This window comes from Peptococcus simiae (genome assembly GCF_046097595.1).
Taxonomy (GTDB): Bacteria; Bacillota; Peptococcia; order Peptococcales; family Peptococcaceae; genus Peptococcus; species Peptococcus simiae.
On the sequence record NZ_JBJUVG010000012.1, the window covers coordinates 1 to 24,072 of the forward strand.

At 50.7% G+C, this 24,072-nt stretch carries 17 protein-coding genes; 7 read left to right on the forward strand and 10 right to left on the reverse strand.

From position 1 onward, the window contains the following. Positions 1–45 precede the first annotated feature (45 nt). The 7 genes from thiC to ACKQTC_RS07675 all read right to left on the reverse strand — a co-directional run bounded on the left by thiC (position 46) and on the right by ACKQTC_RS07675 (position 5,943). Complete coding sequence (thiC, locus tag ACKQTC_RS07645; protein ID WP_408977854.1) at positions 46–1,365, reverse strand: phosphomethylpyrimidine synthase ThiC; 1,320 nt, start codon at positions 1,363–1,365, stop codon at positions 46–48. Between the two features lie 12 nt (positions 1,366–1,377). After that, positions 1,378–1,962: a thiamine phosphate synthase gene (locus tag ACKQTC_RS07650; RefSeq protein WP_408977855.1), complete on the reverse strand. Its 585-nt coding sequence runs from the start codon at positions 1,960–1,962 to the stop codon at positions 1,378–1,380. Then, a complete protein-coding gene (thiH, locus tag ACKQTC_RS07655) occupies positions 1,955–3,115 on the reverse strand; it encodes a 2-iminoacetate synthase ThiH (protein WP_408977856.1) in 1,161 nt (386 codons plus the stop codon). The genes ACKQTC_RS07650 and thiH overlap by 8 nt, the downstream gene beginning before the upstream one ends. Further along, positions 3,108–3,902, reverse strand: coding sequence for a thiazole synthase (locus ACKQTC_RS07660; protein WP_408977857.1), 795 nt, complete (start codon positions 3,900–3,902; stop codon positions 3,108–3,110). Before ACKQTC_RS07660 ends, thiH begins: the two co-directional genes overlap by 8 nt. Before the next feature lie 12 nt (positions 3,903–3,914). Beyond that, the gene (thiF, locus tag ACKQTC_RS07665) at positions 3,915–4,541 is read right to left on the reverse strand and encodes a sulfur carrier protein ThiS adenylyltransferase ThiF (RefSeq protein ID WP_408977858.1); all 627 of its coding nucleotides are present in this window, start codon (positions 4,539–4,541) and stop codon (positions 3,915–3,917) included. After that, on the reverse strand, positions 4,541–4,735 hold the full coding sequence (gene thiS, locus ACKQTC_RS07670; protein ID WP_408977859.1) for a sulfur carrier protein ThiS: 195 nt from the start codon (positions 4,733–4,735) through the stop codon (positions 4,541–4,543). Before thiS ends, thiF begins: the two co-directional genes overlap by 1 nt. 179 nt (positions 4,736–4,914) lie before the next feature. Then, on the reverse strand, positions 4,915–5,943 hold the full coding sequence (locus ACKQTC_RS07675) for a PTS transporter subunit IIC (protein WP_408977860.1): 1,029 nt from the start codon (positions 5,941–5,943) through the stop codon (positions 4,915–4,917). Positions 5,944–6,019: 76 nt separating this feature from the next. Between ACKQTC_RS07675 and ACKQTC_RS07680 the strand changes: the two genes are divergently transcribed. The 3 genes from ACKQTC_RS07680 to ACKQTC_RS07690 all read left to right on the forward strand — a co-directional run bounded on the left by ACKQTC_RS07680 (position 6,020) and on the right by ACKQTC_RS07690 (position 15,056). Beyond that, positions 6,020–6,670, forward strand: a complete 651-nt coding sequence (locus tag ACKQTC_RS07680) for an HAD family hydrolase (RefSeq protein WP_408977861.1) — start codon at positions 6,020–6,022, stop codon at positions 6,668–6,670. Positions 6,671–7,195: 525 nt separating this feature from the next. Further along, complete coding sequence (locus ACKQTC_RS07685; protein WP_408977862.1) at positions 7,196–10,273, forward strand: DEAD/DEAH box helicase; 3,078 nt, start codon at positions 7,196–7,198, stop codon at positions 10,271–10,273. A gap of 10 nt (positions 10,274–10,283) precedes the next feature. Further along, positions 10,284–15,056, forward strand: a complete 4,773-nt coding sequence (locus ACKQTC_RS07690) for a sacsin N-terminal ATP-binding-like domain-containing protein (protein WP_408977863.1) — start codon at positions 10,284–10,286, stop codon at positions 15,054–15,056. Between the two features lie 208 nt (positions 15,057–15,264). On the opposite strand, the gene carB is transcribed toward ACKQTC_RS07690, so the two are convergent. The 3 genes from carB to ACKQTC_RS07705 form a co-directional block, all read right to left on the reverse strand. Then, complete coding sequence (gene carB, locus ACKQTC_RS07695) at positions 15,265–18,471, reverse strand: carbamoyl-phosphate synthase large subunit (protein WP_408977864.1); 3,207 nt, start codon at positions 18,469–18,471, stop codon at positions 15,265–15,267. Positions 18,472–18,473: 2 nt separating this feature from the next. Beyond that, a complete protein-coding gene (locus ACKQTC_RS07700; RefSeq protein ID WP_408977865.1) occupies positions 18,474–19,538 on the reverse strand; it encodes a carbamoyl phosphate synthase small subunit in 1,065 nt (354 codons plus the stop codon). A gap of 76 nt (positions 19,539–19,614) precedes the next feature. After that, positions 19,615–20,334: a radical SAM protein gene (locus ACKQTC_RS07705; RefSeq protein ID WP_408977866.1), complete on the reverse strand. Its 720-nt coding sequence runs from the start codon at positions 20,332–20,334 to the stop codon at positions 19,615–19,617. 178 nt (positions 20,335–20,512) lie between these two features. On the opposite strand from ACKQTC_RS07705, the gene ACKQTC_RS07710 reads away from it, so the two are divergent. From ACKQTC_RS07710 to whiA, 4 genes are read left to right on the forward strand one after another with little or no spacing between them, the layout of a single operon-like run. Next, complete coding sequence (locus ACKQTC_RS07710; protein ID WP_408977867.1) at positions 20,513–20,860, forward strand: hypothetical protein; 348 nt, start codon at positions 20,513–20,515, stop codon at positions 20,858–20,860. 22 nt (positions 20,861–20,882) lie between these two features. Next, positions 20,883–21,737: an RNase adapter RapZ gene (gene rapZ / locus ACKQTC_RS07715; RefSeq protein WP_408977868.1), complete on the forward strand. Its 855-nt coding sequence runs from the start codon at positions 20,883–20,885 to the stop codon at positions 21,735–21,737. An 18-nt stretch (positions 21,738–21,755) separates the two neighbouring features. After that, a complete protein-coding gene (locus tag ACKQTC_RS07720) occupies positions 21,756–23,108 on the forward strand; it encodes a gluconeogenesis factor YvcK family protein (RefSeq protein WP_408977869.1) in 1,353 nt (450 codons plus the stop codon). Further along, positions 23,105–24,058 (forward strand): DNA-binding protein WhiA, encoded by a 954-nt coding sequence (whiA, locus tag ACKQTC_RS07725; protein WP_408977870.1) that lies wholly within the window; start codon positions 23,105–23,107, stop codon positions 24,056–24,058. The genes ACKQTC_RS07720 and whiA overlap by 4 nt, the downstream gene beginning before the upstream one ends. Positions 24,059–24,072 lie beyond the last annotated feature (14 nt).

Genomic DNA, 24,072 nt, shown 5'->3' on the forward strand with positions numbered 1-24,072 from the left:
GAAGCGTGCCTCTTTTCTTTTGACGTTTTTAAGGAGTAAGGATATTTAGCAAGATTCGATTTCTGTGACAAAGGAGACGTCCTGGCCATTTAAAATGCGGTTGGTGGTCCGGACGGCGCACATCTTACCGCACATGGAGCAGGTGTGACGCTCGGCGATGGGGGTGCTTTCGTAGTAGCGCTGGGCCTTTTCCGGGTCCAGGGCCAGCTTGAACATCCGGGGCCAGTTCAGGGCGTGGCGGGCATCGCCCATGGCATTATCCCGGTCCCGGGCGCCGGGCAGGCCCAGGGCAATGTCAGCCGCATGGGCAGCGATTTTAGAGGCCATAATCCCTTCCCGGACGTCGTCTAAGTCCGGCAGGCGGAGGTGCTCGGCCGGGGTCACGTAGCAGAGGAAGTTGGCCCCATGCTGGGCGGCAATGGCCCCGCCAATGGCTGAGGTGATGTGGTCATAGCCTGGGGCAATGTCGGTGACCAGGGGCCCAAGGACATAGAAGGGAGCCCCGTGGCAGATCCGTTTTTCCAGGGCCATATTGGCGGCGATTTCGTTCATGGCCATGTGGCCCGGCCCTTCGACAAGGACTTGGACATCGGCGGCCCAGGCCCGCTTGGTCAGGTGGCCGATCTCAATGAGCTCGGAGATTTGGGCGGCATCGGATGCATCGTCAATGCAGCCGGGCCGGAGGGCGTCACCGATGGAGATGGTGCAGTCATAGGCCCGTAAAATTTCCAGGACCTCATCATAGTGTTCGAAAAAGGGGTTTTCATTGTCGGTCATCATCATCCAGGCAAAGAGGAGGGAGCCCCCGCGGCTGACGATGTTCATCCGGCGGCCCTCCCGGCGGAAGGCTTCCACCGCCCGGCGGTTAATGCCGGCGTGGATGGTCATGAAGTCGACCCCTTCCTTGGCGTGGGCTTCGACCACTTTTAGGAAGTCATCGGCGGTGATGTTCATCAGGTCCTTTTCCAGGTAGCCGATGGCGTCATACATGGGGACGGTCCCGATCATGGCTGTGGATTCATTGACGAGGGCGGTCCGGAAGTCCCGGGTTTTACCGTAGTTGGACAGGTCCATAATGGACTCGGCGCCCATATCGATGGCCATCCGGACCTTGTTCATCTCCAGGTCATAGTCCTTGGCATCGCCGCTGATGCCTAGGTTGACATTGATCTTGGTCCGTAGGCCGTCGCCGATGCCCTCGGCGGAAATGCTCTTGTGGTTGATGTTACAGGGAATAGCAATTGTCCCTTGGGCGACCCTTTCGCGGATCCAGTCCGGGTCACGATGCTCTTTTTCAGCGACGAGGGCGATTTCCGGGGTGATAACCCCTGCTTTGGCAGCTGCCATTTGGGTTGGGTGGTTCATTGGCAGACCTCCTTACTGTTCAAATTGATGAAATAATTGAATCAGTGATGTCGGATCGTCGGCAGTCATCAGAGGGCTGCGTACGGCGTAACCGGCAGCACCGGTAGATAAGACGGTAGGGACCCTCTCCGGGGTGATGCCGCCAATAGCAATAACAGCTTTATCCGTTAGCTGGACACAGCGGGCCAAAAAGTCCAGGCCGGCTGCAGCCTTACCGGGTTTACAACTGGTTTCAAAAATATTACCGAGAAGAAAATAAAGGGTAGAACTCTCATTTAAAGCGCGGATTTCATCAGGCCTATGGACAGATACCGCAAAGGGGGTGCCGACCGGCTGGTCCTTGGCCACCGCAAAGGGGAGCTGGACATAGGTGCCCGGGTAGCGCATGACGGGGGCCCGCCAGTTTAAGATGAGCTGGACACCGGCAGCCCGGCAGAGGGGGGCCAGCTGGTCCACCAGGCTGAAGTAGGCGGAAAAGGACAGGTCTTTCTCCCGCAGAATAAGGGCCTGGGGCTGGGCTGAGATGATTTTCTCCAAGTGGGTCAGGAAGTTGCCGGCAACGAGCCGGCGGTCGGTGACCACAAAGAGCCTAGACATAGATGTCGTCGGCGTAGGAGGGCTGCATCCCGTGGGCCCGGATGGTATCGGCCATTTCTTTGACACTCCGGGTGTCGTTGATATCAAACTGGGCATCGCCGGTTTTTTCGGCCTCAGAGGTGTGCTCCCCAATGCCGGTAGATACCCCGCCGGAAACTTTGGTAGCGGCAATGGTGATGATGTTATCCCGGAAGCCGGCCCGTTCCCGGGTGGAAACGGTAATCGGCGCATAGGGGGCCAGGAGCCGGTAGGCGCAGATGATCTGGAGGAGCTGGGCCTCGCTAATGCCCCGGTGGGGGTAGTCGCTCTGGCCCTTGATGGGCCGGAGGCGGGGGCAGGAAAAGGCAATGGAGGCGTGGGGATACTTCTTCTGCAGCCGGGTGGCGTGTAGGCCGGTGGCTAAGGCGTCCCGCCGCCAGTCGGCCAGGCCGAGGAGGGCGGCAAAGCCAACGCCCCGCATACCGCCCATGAGGGCCCGTTCCTGGGCGTTAAAGCGATAGGGGAAGATCCGCTTGTGGCCGCCTAGGTGGAGTTCAGCATAAATGTCCGGCTGGTAGGTTTCCTGGAAGACAGTGACATAGTCGCAGCCGGCTTCGTGGAGCTCCCGGTATTCATCAGAGTTGACCGGGTAGATTTCTACCCCGACGGTGCGGAATTTTTTGCTGGCCATCCGGCAGGCTTCCGCAATGTAGGATACCGGTGAAGCCCCCCGGCTTTCCCCGGTGAGGATGAGGACCTCTTTTAGGCCGGTGGCGGCAATGGCGTCCAGTTCTTTTTCGATTTGGTCGTAGTCCAGTTTTAACCGGGCGATTTTATTGTGGCTGTTGAAGCCGCAGTAAACGCAGTGGTTTTCGCAGTAGTTGGCAATGTAGAGAGGGGTAAAGATAGAGACCGTATTGCCGAACTGCCGGCGGGTCAGGGCCTGGGCCTTGTGGGCCAACTCTTCTAAAAAGGGCTCAGCAGCCGGTGAAAGGAGGGCCGCAAAATCGGTCTCGGTCAGCTGGCCGGCATTTAAGGCCCGACGGACATCCTTAGCGGTGAAGGCGTCGAAGTCGGTGGTATAGATGGTGGAGACGATATCTTCCATCAAGCTGCCATCAATGACCTCCATCCCTTCCTGGTATTCCATATGGTTGGTGTTTTGGTCAATCATGGTCTTCCTCCGGGGCACGTAAGAAACCGGTCAGGGGAGAAGAGGCACTGGCCCCTTGTCCCGGGTCTAAGACCCGGCCCAACCGGGCATGGTAGGCAGCTCGACCGGCCTTGATGGCATCGGCAAAGGCCTTGGCCATGGCCGGGATATCTTCAGCGGTGGCAATGGCTGTGTTGACCATGCAGGCCGCAGCGCCCATTTCCATGCAGGCACAGGCTTCAGAGGGCCGGCCCAGACCGGCGTCCACAATAATCGGCAGGTCAATTTCATTAATTAATATTTGAATAAAGTCCTTGGTGGACAGGCCCCGGTTCGACCCGATGGGGGAGGCCAGGGGCATGACAGCTGCCGCCCCGGCATTGACCAGGTCCCGGGCCACATTCAGGTCCGGATACATATAGGGGAGGACGGTGAACCCTTCCTTAGCTAAAATTTCCGTAGCCCGGATGGTTTCGACATTATCCGGCAGCAGGTACTTGCTGTCCCGGATGACCTCAATCTTGACCATGTCGCCGCAGCCCAGTTCCCGGGATAAGCGGGCAATGGTGACGGCTTCGTCGGCATTGCGGGCACCACTGGTATTGGGCAAGAGGCTAACCCCTTGGGGGATAAAGTCCAGGATATTTTCCTCGCCGCCCTGGTTGGCCCGCCGCAAGGCCAGGGTGATGATTTCCGCCCCGGCATCTTCCACCGCTGCCTTGATAAGGGGCAGGGAAAACTTCCCGGAGCCTAGAATAAAGCGTGATTCAAAGCTATGGTTACCTAAAATCAATCGATCGTCTGACATAGGTCCTCCTCCTTAAGGTTCATCGTATCCAAGTAACAAACGTAAGACTAAAAGGGCCGCATGGTTGGCACACAGGGCCACCCGCGGGGCATATAAATGCCCATCGACCGCTACATCGCTTTCCCCGTCTCCACAAAGCCAGAGCCTGTCAAAGCGCTTTTCGCTGTGGATGAGGTTTCCGCTGGCGCAGCCGGCCATGCCTGAATTGGCAATGACCCGGGCCTGGGTTTGGGCCAGCAGGGTAGAAACCAGCATGGCCTTTTGGCCGCTGTCGTCAAAGGCCTCACAGACCAGGCTGCAGCTGGTGAAAACATCCGGAATATTGGCCGGCGTGAGCCGGTCCGGGTAGAGGTCCAGCTGGATGTCCGGGTGGACGGCCCTGAGGTTGGCCGCCGTGGCTTCGGTTTTCAGCTCGCCAACCTGGGCCAGGGTATAGTTTTGTCGCTGGATATTGGACAGGTCAACCCGGTCAAAGTCTGCCAATACCAAGTGGCCAACCCCCATCCGGGCCAGGGCCATGGCAATGTGAGAGCCCAGGCCGCCCAAGCCGGCAATCCCGACCTTGGCCGCCGCCAGTTTTTCAGTGGCAGCCAGGCCGTGCCGGGCCACCCGGATGGCATAGAGGTCATCTGCCAGCATCAGCCACCACCTACAAACTGGACCACTTCCAAGGCATCCTCTGCCTGGACCTGGGTCTCTGCAAAAGCCGCCTTGGGCAGGACGGCCCCATTTAAGAGTACCGCCACCCGGTTGCTATCGTAATCCAAAGATGCCAGCAGGTCGCTGACTGAGCAGGGCCCCTCCAGGCTTATTTCTTTACCGTTTACAAGCATAAGCGCCTCCCTTCCATCCAAAGGCATAAAAAAAAGACCGGCTATCGCCGGTCCATGCAGACACTATCGCTCCCTTTTGGTACTAACCAACAGGTTCAACGGGTTTAATCTCAGCTTATGCACCCCGGCTAATACCTAGTATAGGTCTCTCTTATGACCTTGTCAAGGGGGCCTTTTATTTAATCCATCTTGCTTAAAGTCAAATCACCGGCCTTGATGAGACCACGAGCCGTCAGCCCCTTGGCCACTAAAATAGAAATGACCGCCGGGGCAATAAAGTGCATGACCGCCATTTGCAAGAGGACATCCGGCGTGTGGCCCATGACCTCCAGCATGGCAAACTGGCCCACTAGGCCACTGGTCCCCATGCCGGCCCCGGAAGCACTGGAGGTCATGCCCAGGACCGCCGTTGAAATAGGCCCTAGGATGGCCGAAGCCACAATGGCCGGGAGCCAGATCCAGGGGTTTTTGATAATATTGGGCACCTGGAGCATACTGGTCCCAATTCCCTGGGCAATCAGGCCGCCAAGCCCGTTTTCCTTAAAGGAAATGACCGCAAAGCCAATCATGTTGGCCGCACAGCCGACGGTTGCCGCCCCGGCCGCCAGGCCCGTTAAGTTCAGGGCAATGGCCAGGGCTGCCGAAGAAATCGGCAGGGTTAGGATCATCCCCATGAGGACCGCCACCGCAATCCCCATGGGGATGGGCTGCAATTCCGTTGCCGAATTAATGACCTGGCCCAGGCTCTTCATCATCGCCGAGAAGATGGGGGAGAGGTAAATTCCCGTTACCCCGCCGGTCACAATGGTCACCAGGGGCACCAGGACAATATCCACACTGGTCTTCCCGGCCACCCGCCGGCCGATTTCCGCCGCTAGAAGCGCCGCCACAAAAGCCCCGACCGGCTCCCCGATGACCGCTGTCGCCAGCCCATCGGAAAAGGTCAGCGTCCCGGCCCCGATGGCCCCGACCGTCGCACAACTCATCACCACTAGGGAAGGGGCATTTAATATGTAAGCCACCCCGACCCCAATCGCCGGCCCCATGAGCCGTTGGGCTACATCCCCCACCTGGACCAGAATCTCTAAGCCACTCAGGGTCCCAATCTGCTTAATAATCAGGCCAATCAATAAGGAGGAAAAAAGCCCCCAGGCCATACCGTTTAAAACCTTCGTAATATAATCGCGCACAGAATACGCCTTTGCCATCATCGTCGCCTCACTTTGTTTAAAAGCTATAAATCGTGTACAATAGGTATCCATGATAGGAGAAAGGGTGATACCAATGACCTACGCCATCTTTGATATGGATGGTACCTTAATAGACTCCATGCCCCTCTGGCAGGACGTCGGCACCGCCTTTAGACAAAAACGCAAGCTCCCGCCCCTGGGCGATATGACCAAACTATTCCATAAAATGACCATCATCCAAGCCGCTGCCTACCTCAAAGAAGCCTACCAGTTGCCTGACAGCCTGGAAACCGTCCACGACGACATCCGGGCCATCGCCTGGCAGGCCTACGCCGAGCAAGTCCCCCTAAAGACCGGCGTCCTCGACGCCCTCGCCGCCTTTCAACAAGCCGGCATCCACATGGGCATCGCCACCGCCAATGAACGCCCCCTGGTCAATCTGGTCCTCGACCGGTTAGGCCTCAGCCCCTACATTCAAGCCGTCCACACCTGTTCAGAAGTCGGCGCCACCAAAAGAGAAGGCCCCGCCGTCTACCGGGCCTGCCTCCAGGACCTGGGCGGGGAGAGCCCCCAAGACTGCTACGTCTTTGAAGACGCCCCCCACGCCGCCGAAAGCGCCGCCTCCGCCGGCTTCCAAGTCATCGGCGTCTACGACCAAGCCTACGCCTATGACCTCCCCCGGCTAAAAAAAGCCAGCCAACACTACTTTGAAAGCGCCAGCCAATGGCCAACCCTCCTCGAGTGACTAGACAAGTGTAAAGACAGTGACGATTAGATTATACCATAGAATTCCCCGCTGGAAATAATAGATTTCCAACGGGGGATTTTTTGTGGGAAAAATCTCGTATCGCCGTTAGAATGACGCGATTCATTCAACCCGGGCCTTTTTGTATAACTGACTCCATTGGCCAGTCGCCAGCAGCGCACAAAAGGGAAATAGAAAGTTATTTCAGAGATTATTTAATTGAGAGATTTTGCTTAGCATAGTACAATATTAGCTAAGACGAACTGAAGATAAAATAAAGGAGGGGTTTGATGCTGGGTAAAATGCGGTTTGAAATAGCCGGGCAGAGGGCATTTAACCAGAGTATGTATGTAAACCAGGGAATACGACTTGGGTTCGTCACAATATTTACTCGAATCCTCTTATCCGAAACCAGGAAATAGGTCAATTAATAGTACAAAACATAATATAAAAGGTGCGTAAAAATATAACCAATAAGACTATGCGCCTAATTTTTTTGATTTTAAAGTCAGAGAAGGGTAAACAATGACTAAAGAAATGGAAAGAAATGAAGATTGTATTGAAGAGAAGGATCTTGTTTACTTAATTAGTACTCCGGAGAAACGTGGAGCTGTTTTATCGGTTTCAAGCGTAGGAGCTAGAAAAAGGTATCAGGTATTTATTGATGGAGCGGTAAAAACCTTTTACGCCGGTCAAATAGCGAGAGTCGATGATTCCAATGAGTATGAGTGGACACCGATCAACAAATTCAGAAGTATACTAACGGCGTATCAACTTAATAATCCCTCAATGCACGACTTGTATTCACTAAATTCAGCAAGAATTGATTTTGTGCCCTATCAGTTTCGACCGGCCCTCAAACTAATCCATGCTGATGAACCTAGAATATTAATTGCGGATAGTGTAGGCGTCGGTAAAACGATTGAAGCCGGCTTAATCATAAAAGAGTTAGCTGCTAGAAAAGATTTAAAAAATATCTTAATCATATGCCCCAAGCCCTTAGTGACTGAGCGTAAGTGGGAGTTGGAGATGAAACGCTTCGACGAGCAATTTTATCCTGTGGATGGGGCTACATTACGTCAAATTATTTTAGATACAGAATGCGATGGTAGATGGCCGTCGCGCTATAGCAGAATCATTATCCCTTACTCTATTTTAGACAGCACTATTTACGAAGGAAAAGGCAGGAAGACTAGTACAGGTTTTGGACTAAAAAATTTAAATCCGGCACCTCATTTTGATTTAGTTATTGTAGATGAGGCTCACCATATAAGAAATGGAAGTATGCAAAAAGAAAAAGCTTTTGCATATAAGAGTACCAGGTATTTTTGTGATCACGCTGATGCGGTCGTTATGTTAACAGCCACACCTCTCCAAACCAGTGATAGGGACCTCTTTACTTTATTGAATGTACTAAGGCCTGATGTCGTGATAGATGAATCTACTTTCTCTACAATGATGGAACCGAATGAATATATCTCAGAGGCTGTGCACGTTATTCGTTCAGCTGGTGAACACTGGCAACAGAAAACGATAAATACATTGAAATCTATAGAAGATACATCTTGGGGAGATAAGGTGATTTCTCGTCATCCTAACTATCAGGCGGTTATCAGCACGCTAAAAAAACCGAATTTGTCTCGTTCTGAGCGTGTTAAGCTAATTTCTAGAACGGAATCTTTGCATAGCTTTGATACCATGATCAATCGGACGAGAAGAAGGGATATCCAGGATTTCTGTATACGGCGGTCACATACATTGGAAACGAGGTTTACCGACTATCAGCGCAATCTGCATGATGCTGTCCAAAAGTTTGAAGCGGAAGTTCTATCGATTTTGCATAGTGAAAGCAGTATTTTATTTATGATGACCACGCTACGGCGACAGACGGCCAGCTGCATTTTTGGCTTAGCACCATTTTTAGAAGATATCATTCATCGCCGTCTTGGACAAATTAACGAGTATGTAGATCTGTTTATGGATGACTTGAGTGACGGCGCATGCAATAAATTTGTGAAAATGGCTGAAGAAATCATGGACCTAGCGAATAACTTGCCTACTGAAGATCCAAAATTTGATAGCGTACTGGAGATTATTAAGCAAAAACAAGAGCAGGGAAATAATAAAATCATTCTCTTTAGCACGTTTAGACACACATTAAATTATTTGAAAAGGAAATTGAACCAGGAAGGGCTCCGTGTCGCTCAAATTGATGGCAGCGTTGAGGATTTTCAGAGGTTAGAGTATCGCAGGCGTTTTGAACTTCATAAAGCAGATAGGGAGGCTATTGATATCCTGCTATTTACTGAAGTTGGATCTGAAGGCCTAGACTATCAGTTTTGCGACATGCTTATTAATTATGACTTGCCTTGGAACCCCATGAGAATTGAGCAACGGATAGGGCGGATTGATCGTCGAGGTCAACAAAGTGACGTTGTTAATATATACAACGTTATTACTGCAGATACAGTTGATGCGGATATATATCACCGTTGCTTAAATAGAATAGGTATATTTGAAAGAAGCTTAGGTGAATGTGAAGCCATTATTGGTGAAATGGCTAGCAAAATCGAGCGCATTATCGTCAATGATGAATTAACACAAGACGAAAGAGAAATAAAGCTTGAACAGATGGCCGATAATGAAGTGAGGCGTATACAAGAGCTAAATAATTTGGAAGAAGCACAAAAAGAGCTCTTTGGTTTTGACTTATCTAATATGAATATGACCACAGAGCTTGAACAGGCAACAAATGATTGGTTAAGTGCACCCTTGGTTCAAAAACTTATCGAAAATTATCTGGATGAACGGTTAGAAGAAGGCAATCATGTTATGGGTGATGATAAAATAAAAAGATTGCGTCTGAATGCTGGTTCCAGGCAAAAACTACTTGAAGATTTTAGAAATCTGGAAGTGGTGAGTGACTCAAGTTCAGTTGGTTGGGAGCGTTTTTTGAAAGGGGGCAAGGCAACACATGAGATTACTTTTGAAGCGGAAGCAGCAGAAGCAAATGAAAACATATTTTTTATCACTTCGATGCACCCGCTATCTAGACAAGCGGCAAAATATTATGCGACTGATCAAGTCGCACGTATTTGTATGACTTGTGATTATGACCAAATAGCTCCCGGAGAGTACCCCTTTTCTCTCTATGCATGGAAGTATACGGGGCTGAAAAATAATTTTGAGCTTATTTGTATATCTGAAGAGGATGACCTGTCTCAAAATTTGCTTGAAATTATTCTGGGTGACTGTAGGGACTTAAAGACGGTTTCAGATGCTGATTACAAGGAGGCCTGGGATCACTTAGAAGAAAGTCATATAAAAAAGTGGGAACAGTCAAAAAACCGCTATTTACAAGAAGTTAGCGCTACAAGTACATTCAGACTGGAAAGTTTAAAGGACAGTTTTGAGCGGAAGCGGACTCGCTTAGAAAAACAAATTGATGAAGCGCAAGATGAAGGTATAAAACGTATGAGAACGAGTGAGTTAGCAACTATAGAAAGAAGATACTCTTCAAAAGTTGAAGAAATCAGAGATTTAGCTGGTCGTGCAGATGTACACACCAGCCTGCTTGCAAATGGCATCATAAAGGTAAAATGAGGGATTGATTATGGGTATTATTGAAGAGTTGAAAGATAGATATTCTGATAAATTGACTGAAGATGAGGCCCTAGAGCTTAGTAGGATTTTAAGAGAGGAGATTAAGGAGAGTGACCTTGTAACGATAGATGACCATAAGGAATTTCTGGCACTAGTGACAAAGGTACGTAAATTAGCTGATCTTGGTTTGAAACTGTCTGGAAAAAATTGTAGACAAACAATAACGGACTTGTTGGCTGTAGGTGAGAATGGGGTCTACCAAAACAGTTTGAGGTTTTTGTATGAGCTGATACAAAATATAGATGACTGTGAGTATGACAGCATAGAAGACTGTCATCTAGACATAAAGTTTAATGCTCAGGGAGAAGTAGGCTATATCGAATTACGTTACAACGAAAGAGGGTTTACACCAAAAGATGTTTTTGCCATTACGGGTATTGCAGAAGCATCTAAAAATATATCAGCAGATAAGATGGAGATTGGGGAAAAAGGCTTAGGATTTAAGTCTGTGTTTGGGATTGCGGATAAGGTTTTGATTCAGAGTGGGAAATTTTCTTTTGAACTGGATAAAGAGGAGATTATGATTCCCAAACCGCAATATGACCATTTTGAAGGTATCTCCGGGAGTAAGCTGGTACTTCAAATGTCACCTCAAACCTGTCAGGATTTTTTTGGAAAAATATTTGATGTTTATAAGGACAAGGAGGCTCTTTTAACACAAAACCCCATCCTGTTTCTTAATAAGTTAACCCATTTAAAGATATATATGGATAGCTTTCGTCGTCTGGAATTTAATGTAAATAGGGTTCCGAAAGAGAAAGTAGGGGATTTATTCATTGAAAAAAATGTTGGCATTTCTATAGATATGGAATTTTCTACATGTGATAGAAAAATAGACCCTCAATCTAATGTTATTAATTGTTGCCGTTACACCATGCCTATTACCTATGGAAAAGAAGAGTGTTTTTCGCGGTATGGTAATAATGTTCAATTTGACGAACGTAAGCATAATTTGGTAGCTGTTATCCCTCTTGACGATTTAGAGGTCAAAACAGGGCTTTTATACTCCTTTCTGCCCACACAAATCAAAACAAATATTCCACTTTTTCTTCATGTGCCTTTTAAATTAGATGTTTCGAGAGAGTTTGTTGATCCACAAGGATACAATGCCTGGTTCAGTAAGTCGATTACCTACTTATCGGAATTTCTTAAAGTGGTTTATATAGACTTGGCTCATAATATTCAAAATAAGATTGTTGATTATATCCCAAAGTCTAGCGAGAGTATATTTAAAATCGGCGAAAATGAGAAGGTGGCTTGTCTGGATCATGAGGAGCTTAAGGGTGAAATCATCTGCAGTCAAAATATTTTTTATACAGCCATCGGTAACTATCAACCTGCTAACCGGGTCGTTTCATTCAGTAAAGACATTGAATTAGCTGATCCACTTGCAGTCTATCAGCTCTTGGGGGAACAGCGAGAGCTTTTCATCCCGTCAACGGCAAAGAACATGCGGCCTTTTGGTATAGAGATTATAAAAGAGGTGTACGAGAAATTATTTGAAAATGCAGTTGGAAATCCTGAGTATTTTGAGCAAATCATGAGTTGCTTAGAGACCTTAAAAGTGACAGAGGAGGACTATCGACTTTTAATAGAACAGTCTGACTCAATTGTTCTACGAGAAAGTGAACTTAGTGTTGTTGGCAAATATGTTAAATTTCTGAAAGAAGTACAGAGCGTTTCAGCTAACTTCATTCATCTGGGAAAGAAGCCGCCTGTCCAGGTGACTGGTGAAACGGCTCCTATTGATGAAAAAGCGCGTCAAGAAATTATTAAACTGGTGCAGGAGGCTAATCTAAAGTCAGTCTTTGAAAATTATTTTAATCAAAATAAGGATAAAATTTTCACAGTAAAATCAGAAGCAGACCTTGCCCTACTGGGAGAGAATGGGATTGTTTTGAAGAAGGGGGAAGAGCTCAACTCTTTAGCCATCTTGGTAGAACCCTTTGATTCTAATAAAATTTTTTCCTTATCTTTAAAACTAAGGGCTGCGACTAAGCGTTTAGATAGAATTGAAGAGGATGATGCTTGCTCTAACTTACAGTATTTGGAGCACTTGAGAGATGTTCGTAAAAGCATAAAAATAGCTTATGGGGAAAAGACCTACCAAGGTTATGTTTCAGTCATAAAAAAAATTGGCGCCAATCCAGATAGATTTTTGAACGAACTCCTGCAAAATGCCGATGACTGTTCTTTTTCGACAGATATAGTGCCCAGTTTTTCCCTGGAAATACAGGATAAGCTTATTAAGACGATTTCGAACGAAGAGGGCTTTACAAAAGCAAATGTTAGAGCAATAACAGCTATTGGGGATTCCACTAAAAAGTTTTTACAGAAGAAGGATTTCGAACCCATTGGTGAGAAAGGGGTTGGCTTTAAATCTGTATTTGGGATTGCTGACTCTGTTGAAATACACAGTAATGGTTTTGATTTTGAAATTAAGGCAACAGCACCAACCATTCCGGCTAAGTGTTCCGCCTTACAACATGGCAAGGGTACCGTTATGGTATTTAAGACCAAAGAAGGAGTGGGAGAAGGTCTTAGAAAAAAAGATAAGAATGAGCAACTTAGACTTTGCCTATGCCTGCGTAAATTAAAGCGTATTTCTTTTCCAGGGATAGATATCGAAATCAAGGACCTACCCTCGGAAAGGCAGATAACGTTAATAGGATCCAATAATAAGAAAGAAAACTACGCCTTAAAGCGATTTGAATATAACTTCATAGTCCGGGATGAAGCCGCTTTAAAGGACAGAAGGAGTGGTGGTAGGGAAATCAGCCGTGATCAAAAGATTACAATTTATGCTTATATAAACAAAGTGCCGGCTGAATCCTTTGTATATTCAGGCCTTCCGACGGAAATCAGGAGCGATGTGCCCCTCATTATTGATGCACCTTTTGACTTAACCTCATCTAGAGAGGGCATCCTAGAAAACCATTGGAACAATATCATTCGAGACGAAGTTTATCAGGCTGTTTTTTCTTTTATTGAACAAGAACAAAACCTGGCAAAAGGAGGCGGCCGTACAAGCATTGGTGGCTTGAATGTATTAGACTACGTGCACTTTGAATCGGTAGGTGGCCGACTCCAATCTAAGAATTTTGGGAATCACTACCTGAACGCATATGATTGGAGCGACTTGCTTAAAAACTTTCAGTTCATTCCGATCGTAGGCAGGGAAAATTTCGTTTCCCCCCAGGAAGGTGGAGTAATTATCCCGGAGTTTATGCTCAAGTTGACCAATAAGAGGATTCTTGAGAATTTTTTTAAGAAACCTATTCTGGATACTTCGGAAAAGGAGAAATATATCCCCCAGTTGAAGGAGCTTGGTTGTGAGAAAGTAGCAGAGGGGGAAGTCTTCAGTTTTTTGCAGCAATATGTGTCTCAATATATTCATGAAAAGGAATTTAGAAACGCACTTTATGATTACCTAGCTAAACAAAATGGAGCTTTGGGGCTACATGATGTAAAAAATCTCAGCATCTTTCCACTTAAGAATGAACAGGGGACTGAATATGTCCCGTACTCGGATGAAATATATTTAATGCCCGCAGTCAGTGAAACTAATATCGATATTGCTCAGTATCAAATTTTAGATACATCTATTATGAGCGCTAGTCTTGCAGATGCTATTTTGGGTGAGTATATCAGAATCCAGACGTTATCCCAAGAAGTGCTCGATGCTAGAGAGCAGGAGCAACGTATAAATCTCATAGAGTCATTAGATGGTCACGACGATTCAAAGCGTCTTGAAGAGGTGGCAAAATATTTACTTGATGATTTTAAAAAAGGAAAATTGAACCCCTCTATAATTAAAAGAGGTCTACAAGGGATACTAAAGAAAATTCCTATGTTAATGAGAAGCGGTGAATATAGAAGAGAAGGTAAGTTCATAGCAGGTCATTTGACAACCCGGGGCTCCTTGCTAAAACGTATTGTTGTAGGCGATGAATTTTTGGCTTTTGCTCACTTTCTTGAAATGTACCCCGTAAGTTCTATTCATTATGATAATCTGGTTTTGATAGATAAAGTTTCAGATGAAGATATAAAGGATCTATCCCAGCTGGATAATTATGAAGACATAATAAGAAGGCTAATCCGAGAAGGATATATTTCAGAGGAGCAGCTACAAAAGTTCAAGCTGGAATTTTTGGTTGATACGCAAGACAGCTTTGAATCTAAAGAGGAATTTCCTGAAGAATGCGTTGTCAACTACGGTAAAATACAAAAACATATAAAGGAACTATGGAGTAAGGATAAAAATAGATATATTGAAAAAAAAGTAACAAGATGGGAACCTGAACATGCCTTTGAAGAAAAAGTTTATGTGAATACAATGTATAGGAGTAAAGAGCATCACGGGGCATATTTCTGCCAGATGTGTGGGAAAGTATTTCCAGGGAAATATATTGAATGTGATCAAATTGAAAGGGAACCGGTGTATGCTTGGAAACAGATGCATCTCAATCTTTGCTTAGAATGCAGTAAAGACTTCAAATCTATGCGGGCTAATGACGATTTTTATGAGAAATTCCTAAGGAATTTAGAAGATCTGGATATTATTATTTCAACGGAACGAGGTTTTTTTGACATATCCATGGATTCTGAAAAAACTATACGATTTACTGCGAAACACTTGGCTGAAGTGCGGGAAATTTTAAAGAGGCAAAAGCAAGAGGGAAAAGGCCGGCGATTAAGACGCGTAAATAATAAGAGACCTTAGCTGTTATATATCTTATACTTATAGGGCTTTGGAGCATTAATAGTCCACAAGCATGACAGATTTATAAATTTTCCCTAAATTTTTCCCTAAAGGAAACTAATTTTGAAGGTCCTGGCGAAACGGCCTTACGCTCTCCGCCCACACACAAAAGCTCCCACACCTGAATGGTGCGGGGGCTTTGCTATATCTCTTACGCTCTCATGCCAGCTTATAGGGCTTTAATATCCACCAGGCTGGTGTTTTCTTCGGTGAAGTCACCGGCGATGCTGTCGATGAGGGCGTTGGCGGTGTCGAGGGAGGTGAGGGTGGGGATGCCGAGGCTGACGGCTTTGCGGCGCATGATGACGGAGTCCCGTTCGGGGTCGCGGCCGCGGGTGGAGGTGGAGATGATGTAGTCGACCTCGTGGCTTTCCAGGAGGCCCCAGGCGTTTTCGTCGGTGCCTTCGTGCATTTTATCGACTTCTGTGAGGTCGATGCCGACGGACCGGAGGACTTTGGCGGTGCCGCTGGTGGCGTAGATCCGGAAGCCTTGGTTGAAGAATTTTTTGGCGATGGGGGCGATTTCGTTTTTATCGGAATCGCGGACGCTGATGAAGACGCCGCCTTCTTTGGTGAGGGTGTAGCCGGCGCCGATGAGGCCCTTGTAGAGGGCTTCCAGCATGGTCTTGCCAATGCCCAGGACTTCCCCGGTGGACTTCATTTCCGGCCCCAGGTGGGTGTCTACGTCGATGAGTTTTTCAAAGCTGAAGACGGGGATTTTAACGGCGATGTGGGTACTGGCGGGGTAGATGCCGGTGCCGTAGCCCAGGTCTTGGAGCTTTTCGCCCAGGGAGACCCGGGTGGCCAGGTCGATCATGGGGACGCCGGTGACTTTGGAAATATAGGGGACGGTCCGGGAGGCCCGGGGGTTGACTTCGATGACGTAGACGTCATTGCCGTAGACAATGTACTGGATATTGGCCAGGCCGATGACGCCTAGGCCCCGGCAGAGGGCCTTGGTGTGGTCCAGGATTTGCATGGCGACTTTGGGGCGGATATTGGGGGCCGGGTAAACGGCGATGGAGTCGCCGGAGTGGATGCCGGTTCTTTCGACGTGTTCCAGGATGCCGGGGATGAGGACGTCTTGGCCGTCGGTGATGGCGTCGACTTCGACTTCAATGCCGGACAGGTATTTGTCGATGAGGATGGGGTTTTCCGCTTCGCCGGCGTTGATGATGACTTTCATATACTCCCGGATATCGGCATCGCTCCAGGCGATGATCATGTTCTGCCCACCCAGGACGTAGGAGGGCCGCATGAGAACGGGGTAGCCGATGTCGCTGGCGGCCTTGAGGGCTTCTTCTTCGGTGAAGACGGTGTGGCCGGCGGGGCGCTTGATGTCGAGCTCGGTTAAGAGGTTGTCAAAGCGTTCCCGGTCTTCGGCCATATCGATGCCGTCAGCGGTGGTGCCGATGATGGGGATGCCGGCCTTGGCCAGGTCAGCGGTGAGCTTAATGGCGGTTTGGCCGCCGTAGGCGACGACCACGCCGATGGGTTGCTCCAGGTCCAGGATGGGCTTGACGTCTTCCCAGGTGACCGGTTCAAAGTAGAGGCGGTCAGCGGTGTCGAAGTCGGTGGAGACGGTTTCCGGGTTGTTGTTGATGATGATGACTTCATATCCCAGGTTTTTGAGGGCCCAGACGGAGTGGACACTGGAATAGTCAAACTCGATCCCCTGGCCAATCCGAATGGGGCCGGACCCAAAGACGACGACCCGGTCCTTCTTGGAGGCCTTGACGTGGTCTTCGGCCTCGTTCAGGGCCCCTTCGTCAGGGGTGTAGAAGGCGGAGTAGAAGTAGGGGGTCTCGGCCTGGTATTCGCCGGCGCAGGTGTCTACCATGTGGTAGACGGGCTTGAGGGTCATGGGGAGGGCCTGGCCGGAAAGGGCCCGGAGGGTTTTATCGGTAAAGCCCATCTTCTTACCGGTGATGTAGTCTTCTTCGGAGAGGGCCTTGCCGGTGATGGCCTGTTCGTATTCGGCCAGGCGGCGGAAGCCATTGAGGAACCATTCGTCAATCATGGTGATGGCATGGAGCTCATCGACGGTCATCCCCCGGCGGAGGCCTTCGTAGCAGGCGAAGAGGCGGAGGTCGGTGGCTTTACCGATTTCTTGGCGGAGGTCTTCGTCGGAGAGGGCCTGCATGCCGGCATCGGCCAGGGTGTCGTGGCGGATTTCTGCGCCGCGAACGGCTTTCATGAGGGCTTCTTCAAAGCTCTTGCCGATGGACATGACTTCGCCGGTGGCCTTCATCTGGGTGCCCAGGTCTCGCTTGGCGTAGACGAATTTGTCGAAGGGCCACTTGGGGAATTTCACCGCGACATAGTCAACGGTCGGTTCGCTGGCGGCGGTGGTGCAGCCGGTGACGGCGTTTTGGATTTCGTCTAACCGGTAGCCGATGGCGATTTTAGTGGCGATTTTAGCAATCGGGTAGCCGGTGGCCTTACTGGCCAGGGCGGAAGACCGGCTGACCCGGGGGTTGACTTCAATAACAGCGTAGTCATAGCTTTCCGGGTGGAGGGCGAACTGAACGTTACAGCCCCCTTCCACTTCCAGGGCGTTGACGATATTCAGGGCGGCGGTCCGCAGCATCTGGAATTCTCGGTCAGCCAGGGTGATGGCCGGGGCGATGACGACGGAGTCGCCGGTATGGACGCCGACGGGGTCGACGTTTTCCATGGAGCAGACGATGATGGCGTTGCCGTCCTTGTCGCGGATGACTTCGAATTCGATTTCCTTCCAGCCGGAAATGCACTTTTCAACCAGGATTTGGTTGATGGGGGACAGGTCAATCCCGTGCTGGGCAATTTCAGCCAGGGCCTGGTGGTCATCGGCAATGCCGCCGCCGCTGCCGCCCAGGGTAAAGGCCGGGCGGACGATGACCGGGTAGCCGATTTCGTCGGCGTAGGCCAGGGCGTCTTCCACGTGGGTGACGACCTTGGAGGCGATGGTGGGCTGGCCGATAGCGGTCATGGTATCCTTGAAGATTTGCCGGTCTTCGGCCTTGTCGATGGTTTCCGGCTTGGCCCCTAGGAGGCGGACGCCCATCTTATCCAGGAAGCCTTCCTTGGCCAGCTGCATGGACAGGGTCAGGCCGGTTTGCCCGCCCAGGGTAGAGAGGACGGCGTCCGGTTTTTCTTTTTCGATGACCCGCTTGACGGTTTCCAGGGTGAGGGGCTCGATGTAGATGTGGTCGGCCATGGCCTCGTCGGTCATGATGGTGGCCGGGTTGGAGTTGATGAGGACAATGTCCAGGCCGTCTTCCTTTAAGGCCCGGCAGGCCTGGGTACCGGCGTAGTCAAATTCAGCTGCCTGGCCAATGACAATGGGGCCGGAGCCGATAACAAGTACTTTTTTTAAGTCTGGATTCAGTGGCACGATTATTCCTCCCCTAGTTCAAAAAAGCGTGCGAGCGCATCTAAACCGTCTAAGACACCGGCCCTGCCTTCAGGGCGAAATTGCAGGCCGATGGCCGGGGCGGTCTTGTAATCCAGGCCGGCGCAGGTCTGGTCATTGACACACTGGTAGCGGAGGTCTGCAATGGAGCTGTCCAGGCTTTCTAAGGCAACGGTTTCATGGTTGCTCTGGTTGGTTAAAAAGAGCCGGCCGGTTTGCAGGTCGCGGACGGCCTGGGCCCCGTGGTGGGCCGGAATGAGGGGGGTAACAGCCAGGCCTTGGGCTTGGGCCAGTAGAAGGTGGCCCAGGCCAATGCCCAGGAGGGGCACCTTGGCGGCCAGGACTTCTTTGATGACCGGGACCAGGTCGGCGTAATCGGCCAGGTCGCCGGGGCCGTCGGAGATGACGATGCCGGCAGTTTGCAGGTCAAGGAGGGTCTTGGCATCGGTATCTTTCGGCAGGGCACAGACGGTGTGGTCACCGGCTTGGAGGGCTTCATAAAGGCCCTGGCTGGCGCCTAAATTCCATAAAATAACCTGTCGGTCGGCAAGGCCACGACAGGTCGGGAATATGGAGTCTGACTGCGCTTTAGGCAGGTCTGACGTTGCCCGACCGGTGAGGACATCCAAGGATGCTTGTGCTGGATCGGTGGTAAGGACGGCCTTGACTTTACCCCGGCTGCGTAAGATTTTGGTTAAAGCCCGGGTATCAATACCGCTAATAGCAACGACATTTTCTTTTTTCAGGAAAGAAGGCAAGTCACCTTCCGAACGGAAGTTAGAGGGGGTATCACTTAATTGGCCAATAACGTAACCCTTAATCGCGGCTGACTTTGAAGACATATCGGCTTCATTCAGACCGTAGTTACCAATTAAGGGAAAGGTTTGGACTAAAATCTGGTCTTGGTGGGCCGGGTCGGTAATCCCTTCAAGATAACCGACAAGGCCGGTGGTAAAGACGAGATCGGCAATGACCGTCCCCTCAGCGCCGGCAGACTGCCCTTCAAAGCGGCTGCCGTCAGAGAGCAATAATATGGCTTTTTTGCGCATGGTCGCACTCCTTTACAGGTTATAAGCTGGTGATTAAAATCAAGATATTATATCATATCCCAAAGGGAAATCAAGTCTAGCCGATGCCAAAATCGGTGTTTTCCATTAAAATATCCACCCGGGAATTGTCTTTGATAAGGGGGTAGATGTGGTCTTTGAAAAGGGCGATGACGCCTGGGTCCGGTTGGATTTGCCGGCTGTTGGCCGTAAAGATATTCAAGGTGACCCGGTCAAAGTAGGTTAGGCCAATGGCCAGGTCCCGGGTCATCTGGGCCAGGTGCTGGCCGGGCAGGCCGAATAGGAGACAGGTCTGGTCAAAGTGCTGGGCCAGGTCTGCCGGCGTGACGTCAGCCGGAATCCCCTTATTGAGGTAGGCCTCCCGGACCAGGCCGTCAAAGGTTTCAATCCCGCTGCTGACCTTGAGGCTGATGCCGGCGGCCCGGCACCGGTCCCGTAAGGCCGGCAGGCTGTCCCGGTCTCGCCAGTGGCATTCGATGGTCAGGGTATGGATGCCCTTGTCTTGGCAGACCTTGAAGATTTCATCGACGGTTTGGGCGTCCAGGTCGCAAAAGGAGCCGGAATTAACCGCTTCCAGGTGTTGGTAGCGGCCGTCTACCTGGGCCAGGGCCTGGGCGTTTAAGGCGTAATTGGCGGCAGGGTCACTGGACCGGTCCAGGTGGTAGTCACAGTAGCGGCAGGCGCTCCACTTGCAGCCGCTGCCCCGTAAGAGGACAATTTCCCGGGGGCACTTGTCCGGCACGATGCCATATCGGTTTAAGTCTTGTATGAGAACCACTCCTCTCTGTTAGCGTCATCATAGCAGGCAAAAAAACAGTTTGCAAATAATCCGGTCGATTTCAGCAAATTTAGTAAATATACATGACGAACGGGCTAAAACATGGTATGATTATTTTTGAAAAAATGGCAGTAAAGCTTGTTTTTTTGGCAGTCAAACTTTCAGGAGGTAGAAGACGATGAAAAAAAGAATCCTAGGGTTAGCCTTGGCCGCAGGTGCCATTGGTGGCCTCGGTATGGCTAAGCGCGACTTAGTTGAAGCAATCGTAAAACTGGAAAGACCCCAAGCTGAACTCTTCACCAAATATGAAGGGGCAGGGGCTTATGCTTATATTATGAAAAACCAAAGCAAGAGCGAAGACCTCTTCTTAGACTGGATTGATTACAAGGGCTGGAAAAAAGCCGACCAGGTGGGTGAGGGTTATTTCTTTATTAATGATGACCAGGAAACCCTGATTTTAAACCGCGAGGCCTTCCTTGGTGGCCGCTACCTGGTATTCCGTGCCTCCAGACCGGTTGATGCTTAAAAAACAATGAAGGGGTGAGGTCATGCAGACGGACAAACATTTTGTCATTGTCACCGGCATGTCCGGTGCAGGGAAGACCCAGGCCAGTAAAGTCTTGGAAGACATGGGGTATTTCTGTGTAGATAATTTGCCGTCGCCACTCATCTCCCGATTTGCAGACCTGATTGTTACGAGCGAGGGTAACATCAATAAAGTCTGTCTGGTCGTCGATTTAAGGGACGGCTCCTTTTTAGACAGTATTGATGATGCGCTCGCTTATTTGCATGCCATCGGCATCCATTATGAAATCATCTTCCTGGATGCGTCTGATGAAGTCCTGGTGCGGCGGTTTAAGGAGTCCAGACGGAGCCACCCCCAAAGCCCGGCCGGGTCTCTTTTGACCGGGATCCAGCTGGAGCGGGAGGCCCTGGCCTATTTGCGTGACCGGGCCCAGACCATCATCGACACCAGCAACCTGACCAATGCCGACCTGAGGCAGACCCTTATTGATACCCTGACCTCAGAAGAGACCGGCATCCAGGTGATGATCACCTCCTTTGGCTTTAAGCACGGGATTCCCATTGATGCAGACATCGTTATGGATGTCCGCTTCATGGCCAACCCCTACTATGTGCCGGAGCTCCGCCAGCTGACCGGCCGGGACCCGGAGGTTCAATCCTATATTTATGACCGGCCGGAAACCCAGCGCTTTTTGCGCCACTTTTCCGACCTGGTCCTGGAGCTCCTGCCGGAGTACATCAAGGAGGGCAAGAACCAGCTCTCCATCGGGATTGGCTGTACAGGTGGCCAGCACCGGTCGATTGCCATGGCCATTGCCCTGGGCCGGCGGGTGGCAGAACAGGGCTATGAGGTGACGGTGAACCACCGCGACCATTAGTTGAGATGAGGTGATGGCTTGAAGCCACGCAAGCGACTTTCCAAATGGCTTTCTCCCGGTTTAGGGCTGAAACGCTGGGCCATTTTAGGCGGGGTAGCCTTAGGGCTTGTGGTGTTGGGCTTGTGGTCCATGGTCAACAACCAGACTGCCAAGCAATTCACCTATGATGTCGTCCATTTCCTACAACTGAATCTTCCAGACCTTTCCTTTTGGCAAGGTCTCATTTGCGTGTTTATCGGTATAGGGCTCATTCTTTACAGCAGTATGCAGGTTTCCAGTCGCTTTCACAGCACCAAGGGGTCCAGCATAGATGCTTATTATGAAGAAACCATCCTCGCCAATGGCCCCAAGATTGTGGTTATTGGCGGCGGGACCGGCCTGGGGGTCCTCCTGCGGGGGCTGAAAAAGTACACTTCTAATATCACCGCAGCGGTGACCGTTGGCGATGATGGCGGGTCTTCGGGCAAGCTCCGGGAGGCCTTTGATGTTATCCCGGTTGGGGATATTCGTAACTGCATTGTGGCCCTGGCCGATGAGCAGGATATTATGGAGAAGCTTTTCAGCTACCGTTTTGCCAAGGGGGAGGGGCTCAAGGGCCACAGTCTGGGGAATTTACTCCTCCTTGGATTGACCGCTGTCCAGGGAAACTTCCAGGATGCGGTGGCCAATATTGACCAGGTCCTACATATTTCCGGCCGGGTCCTGCCCATTACCATGGAGCCCCTGACCCTGGTGGCCAAGATGACTGACGGCAAGCGGATTGTCGGCGAATGCCATATTACCGATGCCGAGGCCGCCATTGCAAAATTAAGCATCCGGCCCGGTGATGCGGAAGTCCTGCCGGAGGTCCTGGCGGCCATTGCTGAGGCCGACGCCATTGTCCTCGGGCCGGGCAGCCTCTACACCTCGGTCCTGCCCAACTTGTGTGTGAAGGGGGTCACAGAGGCCCTGGCCAAGGCTCGGGGCCGGGTCTTTTATGTCTGCAATGTCATGACCCAGCCCGGAGAGACGACCAACTACACCGCCACCGACCACCTCCAGGCCATCCTTGCCCACAGCCAGGAGGGCCTGGTGGACTATGTTATCGCTGATGATGGCACTACCTCGTCGGATGTGGCCCTGGCCGACTTTATCACCGGCGGTGGGGCCCATGTCCAGGTGGATGCAGCCGGGATCAAGAAGCTCGGTGCCGACCTGGTGACCGCCCCCCTGGTTGCTTCAGATAATCCCTACCGGCATGCCTCCCTGCCCCTGGCCAAGACCATTATGGAGACCCTCTACAACGATAACTACTTTAGACTTCACCGGGGCCTGGTCAAGTCCTACTGGGACTGGCAAACCTACAAACATAGAAAGGATTTGGACACGTGAGCTACTCGGCAAAGGTAAAAAACGAACTGGTCCACCTGTCTGACTTGGATGAAAGGGAGCAGGTGGCTCAATTGGCCGGGATTGCCCGTATGGACGGGTCCATTCTCATCGGTGCAGGCAAGCAGATATCCCTGGCCCTGGTTTCAGAGCACGCCGCTGTGGCCCGCCAGGCCTACAGCTGGTTGAGACAATTATTTCATTTAAATGCCCGGATAGAAATCCAGCGGCATACCAAGTTAAAGAAAAATATCCGCTATGTGGTCCGGGTGCCCGGCCAGGGCCGGCTCAAGACGGCCCTGACCACCCTGGGAATGATGAATGAGGACGGGCTCCTCTTCCGATCGGATATCGCGCCGGAATTCACCGGCGGGGACCAGGTTCGCCGGGCCTATATCCGGGGCATCTTCCTGGGCAGCGGGTCCCTGACCGACCCCCAGCGGAGCTACCACCTGGAAATCGTCACCCAAAGCGAGGAATACGCCGAGCAGATCACCGACCTGGTGGCCGGCTATGGGATTGACTTCCGGATGAGCTACCGGAAGGAAAACTGTGTCCTCTACCTGAAAGAAAGCGAGCAGATCAGCGACTTTTTGGCCCTGATTGGTGCCCATGAGGCGGTCATGGACCTGGAAAATGTCCGGGTGGCCAAGGGGGTCCGCAACCGGGTCAACCGCCTGGTCAACTGTGAAACGGCCAATATGAATAAGGCCATTGATGCGGCCCTCCGCCAGGTAGAGATGATTGAGTACATCCAGGCTCAGGATGCCTTTGACAAGCTGCCCCGGGCCCTACAACAGGTGGCCAACCTCCGCCTCTTGGCCCCGGAGGCCAGCCTGAAGGAGCTGGGCGAAATGTGTGACCCGCCCATCGGCAAGAGTGGGATTAACCACCGGATGCGGCGGCTGGAACAATTTGCCGAAAAACTCAAGGCAGAAGGCGACGTTTGGTGATCATGATGATTGAT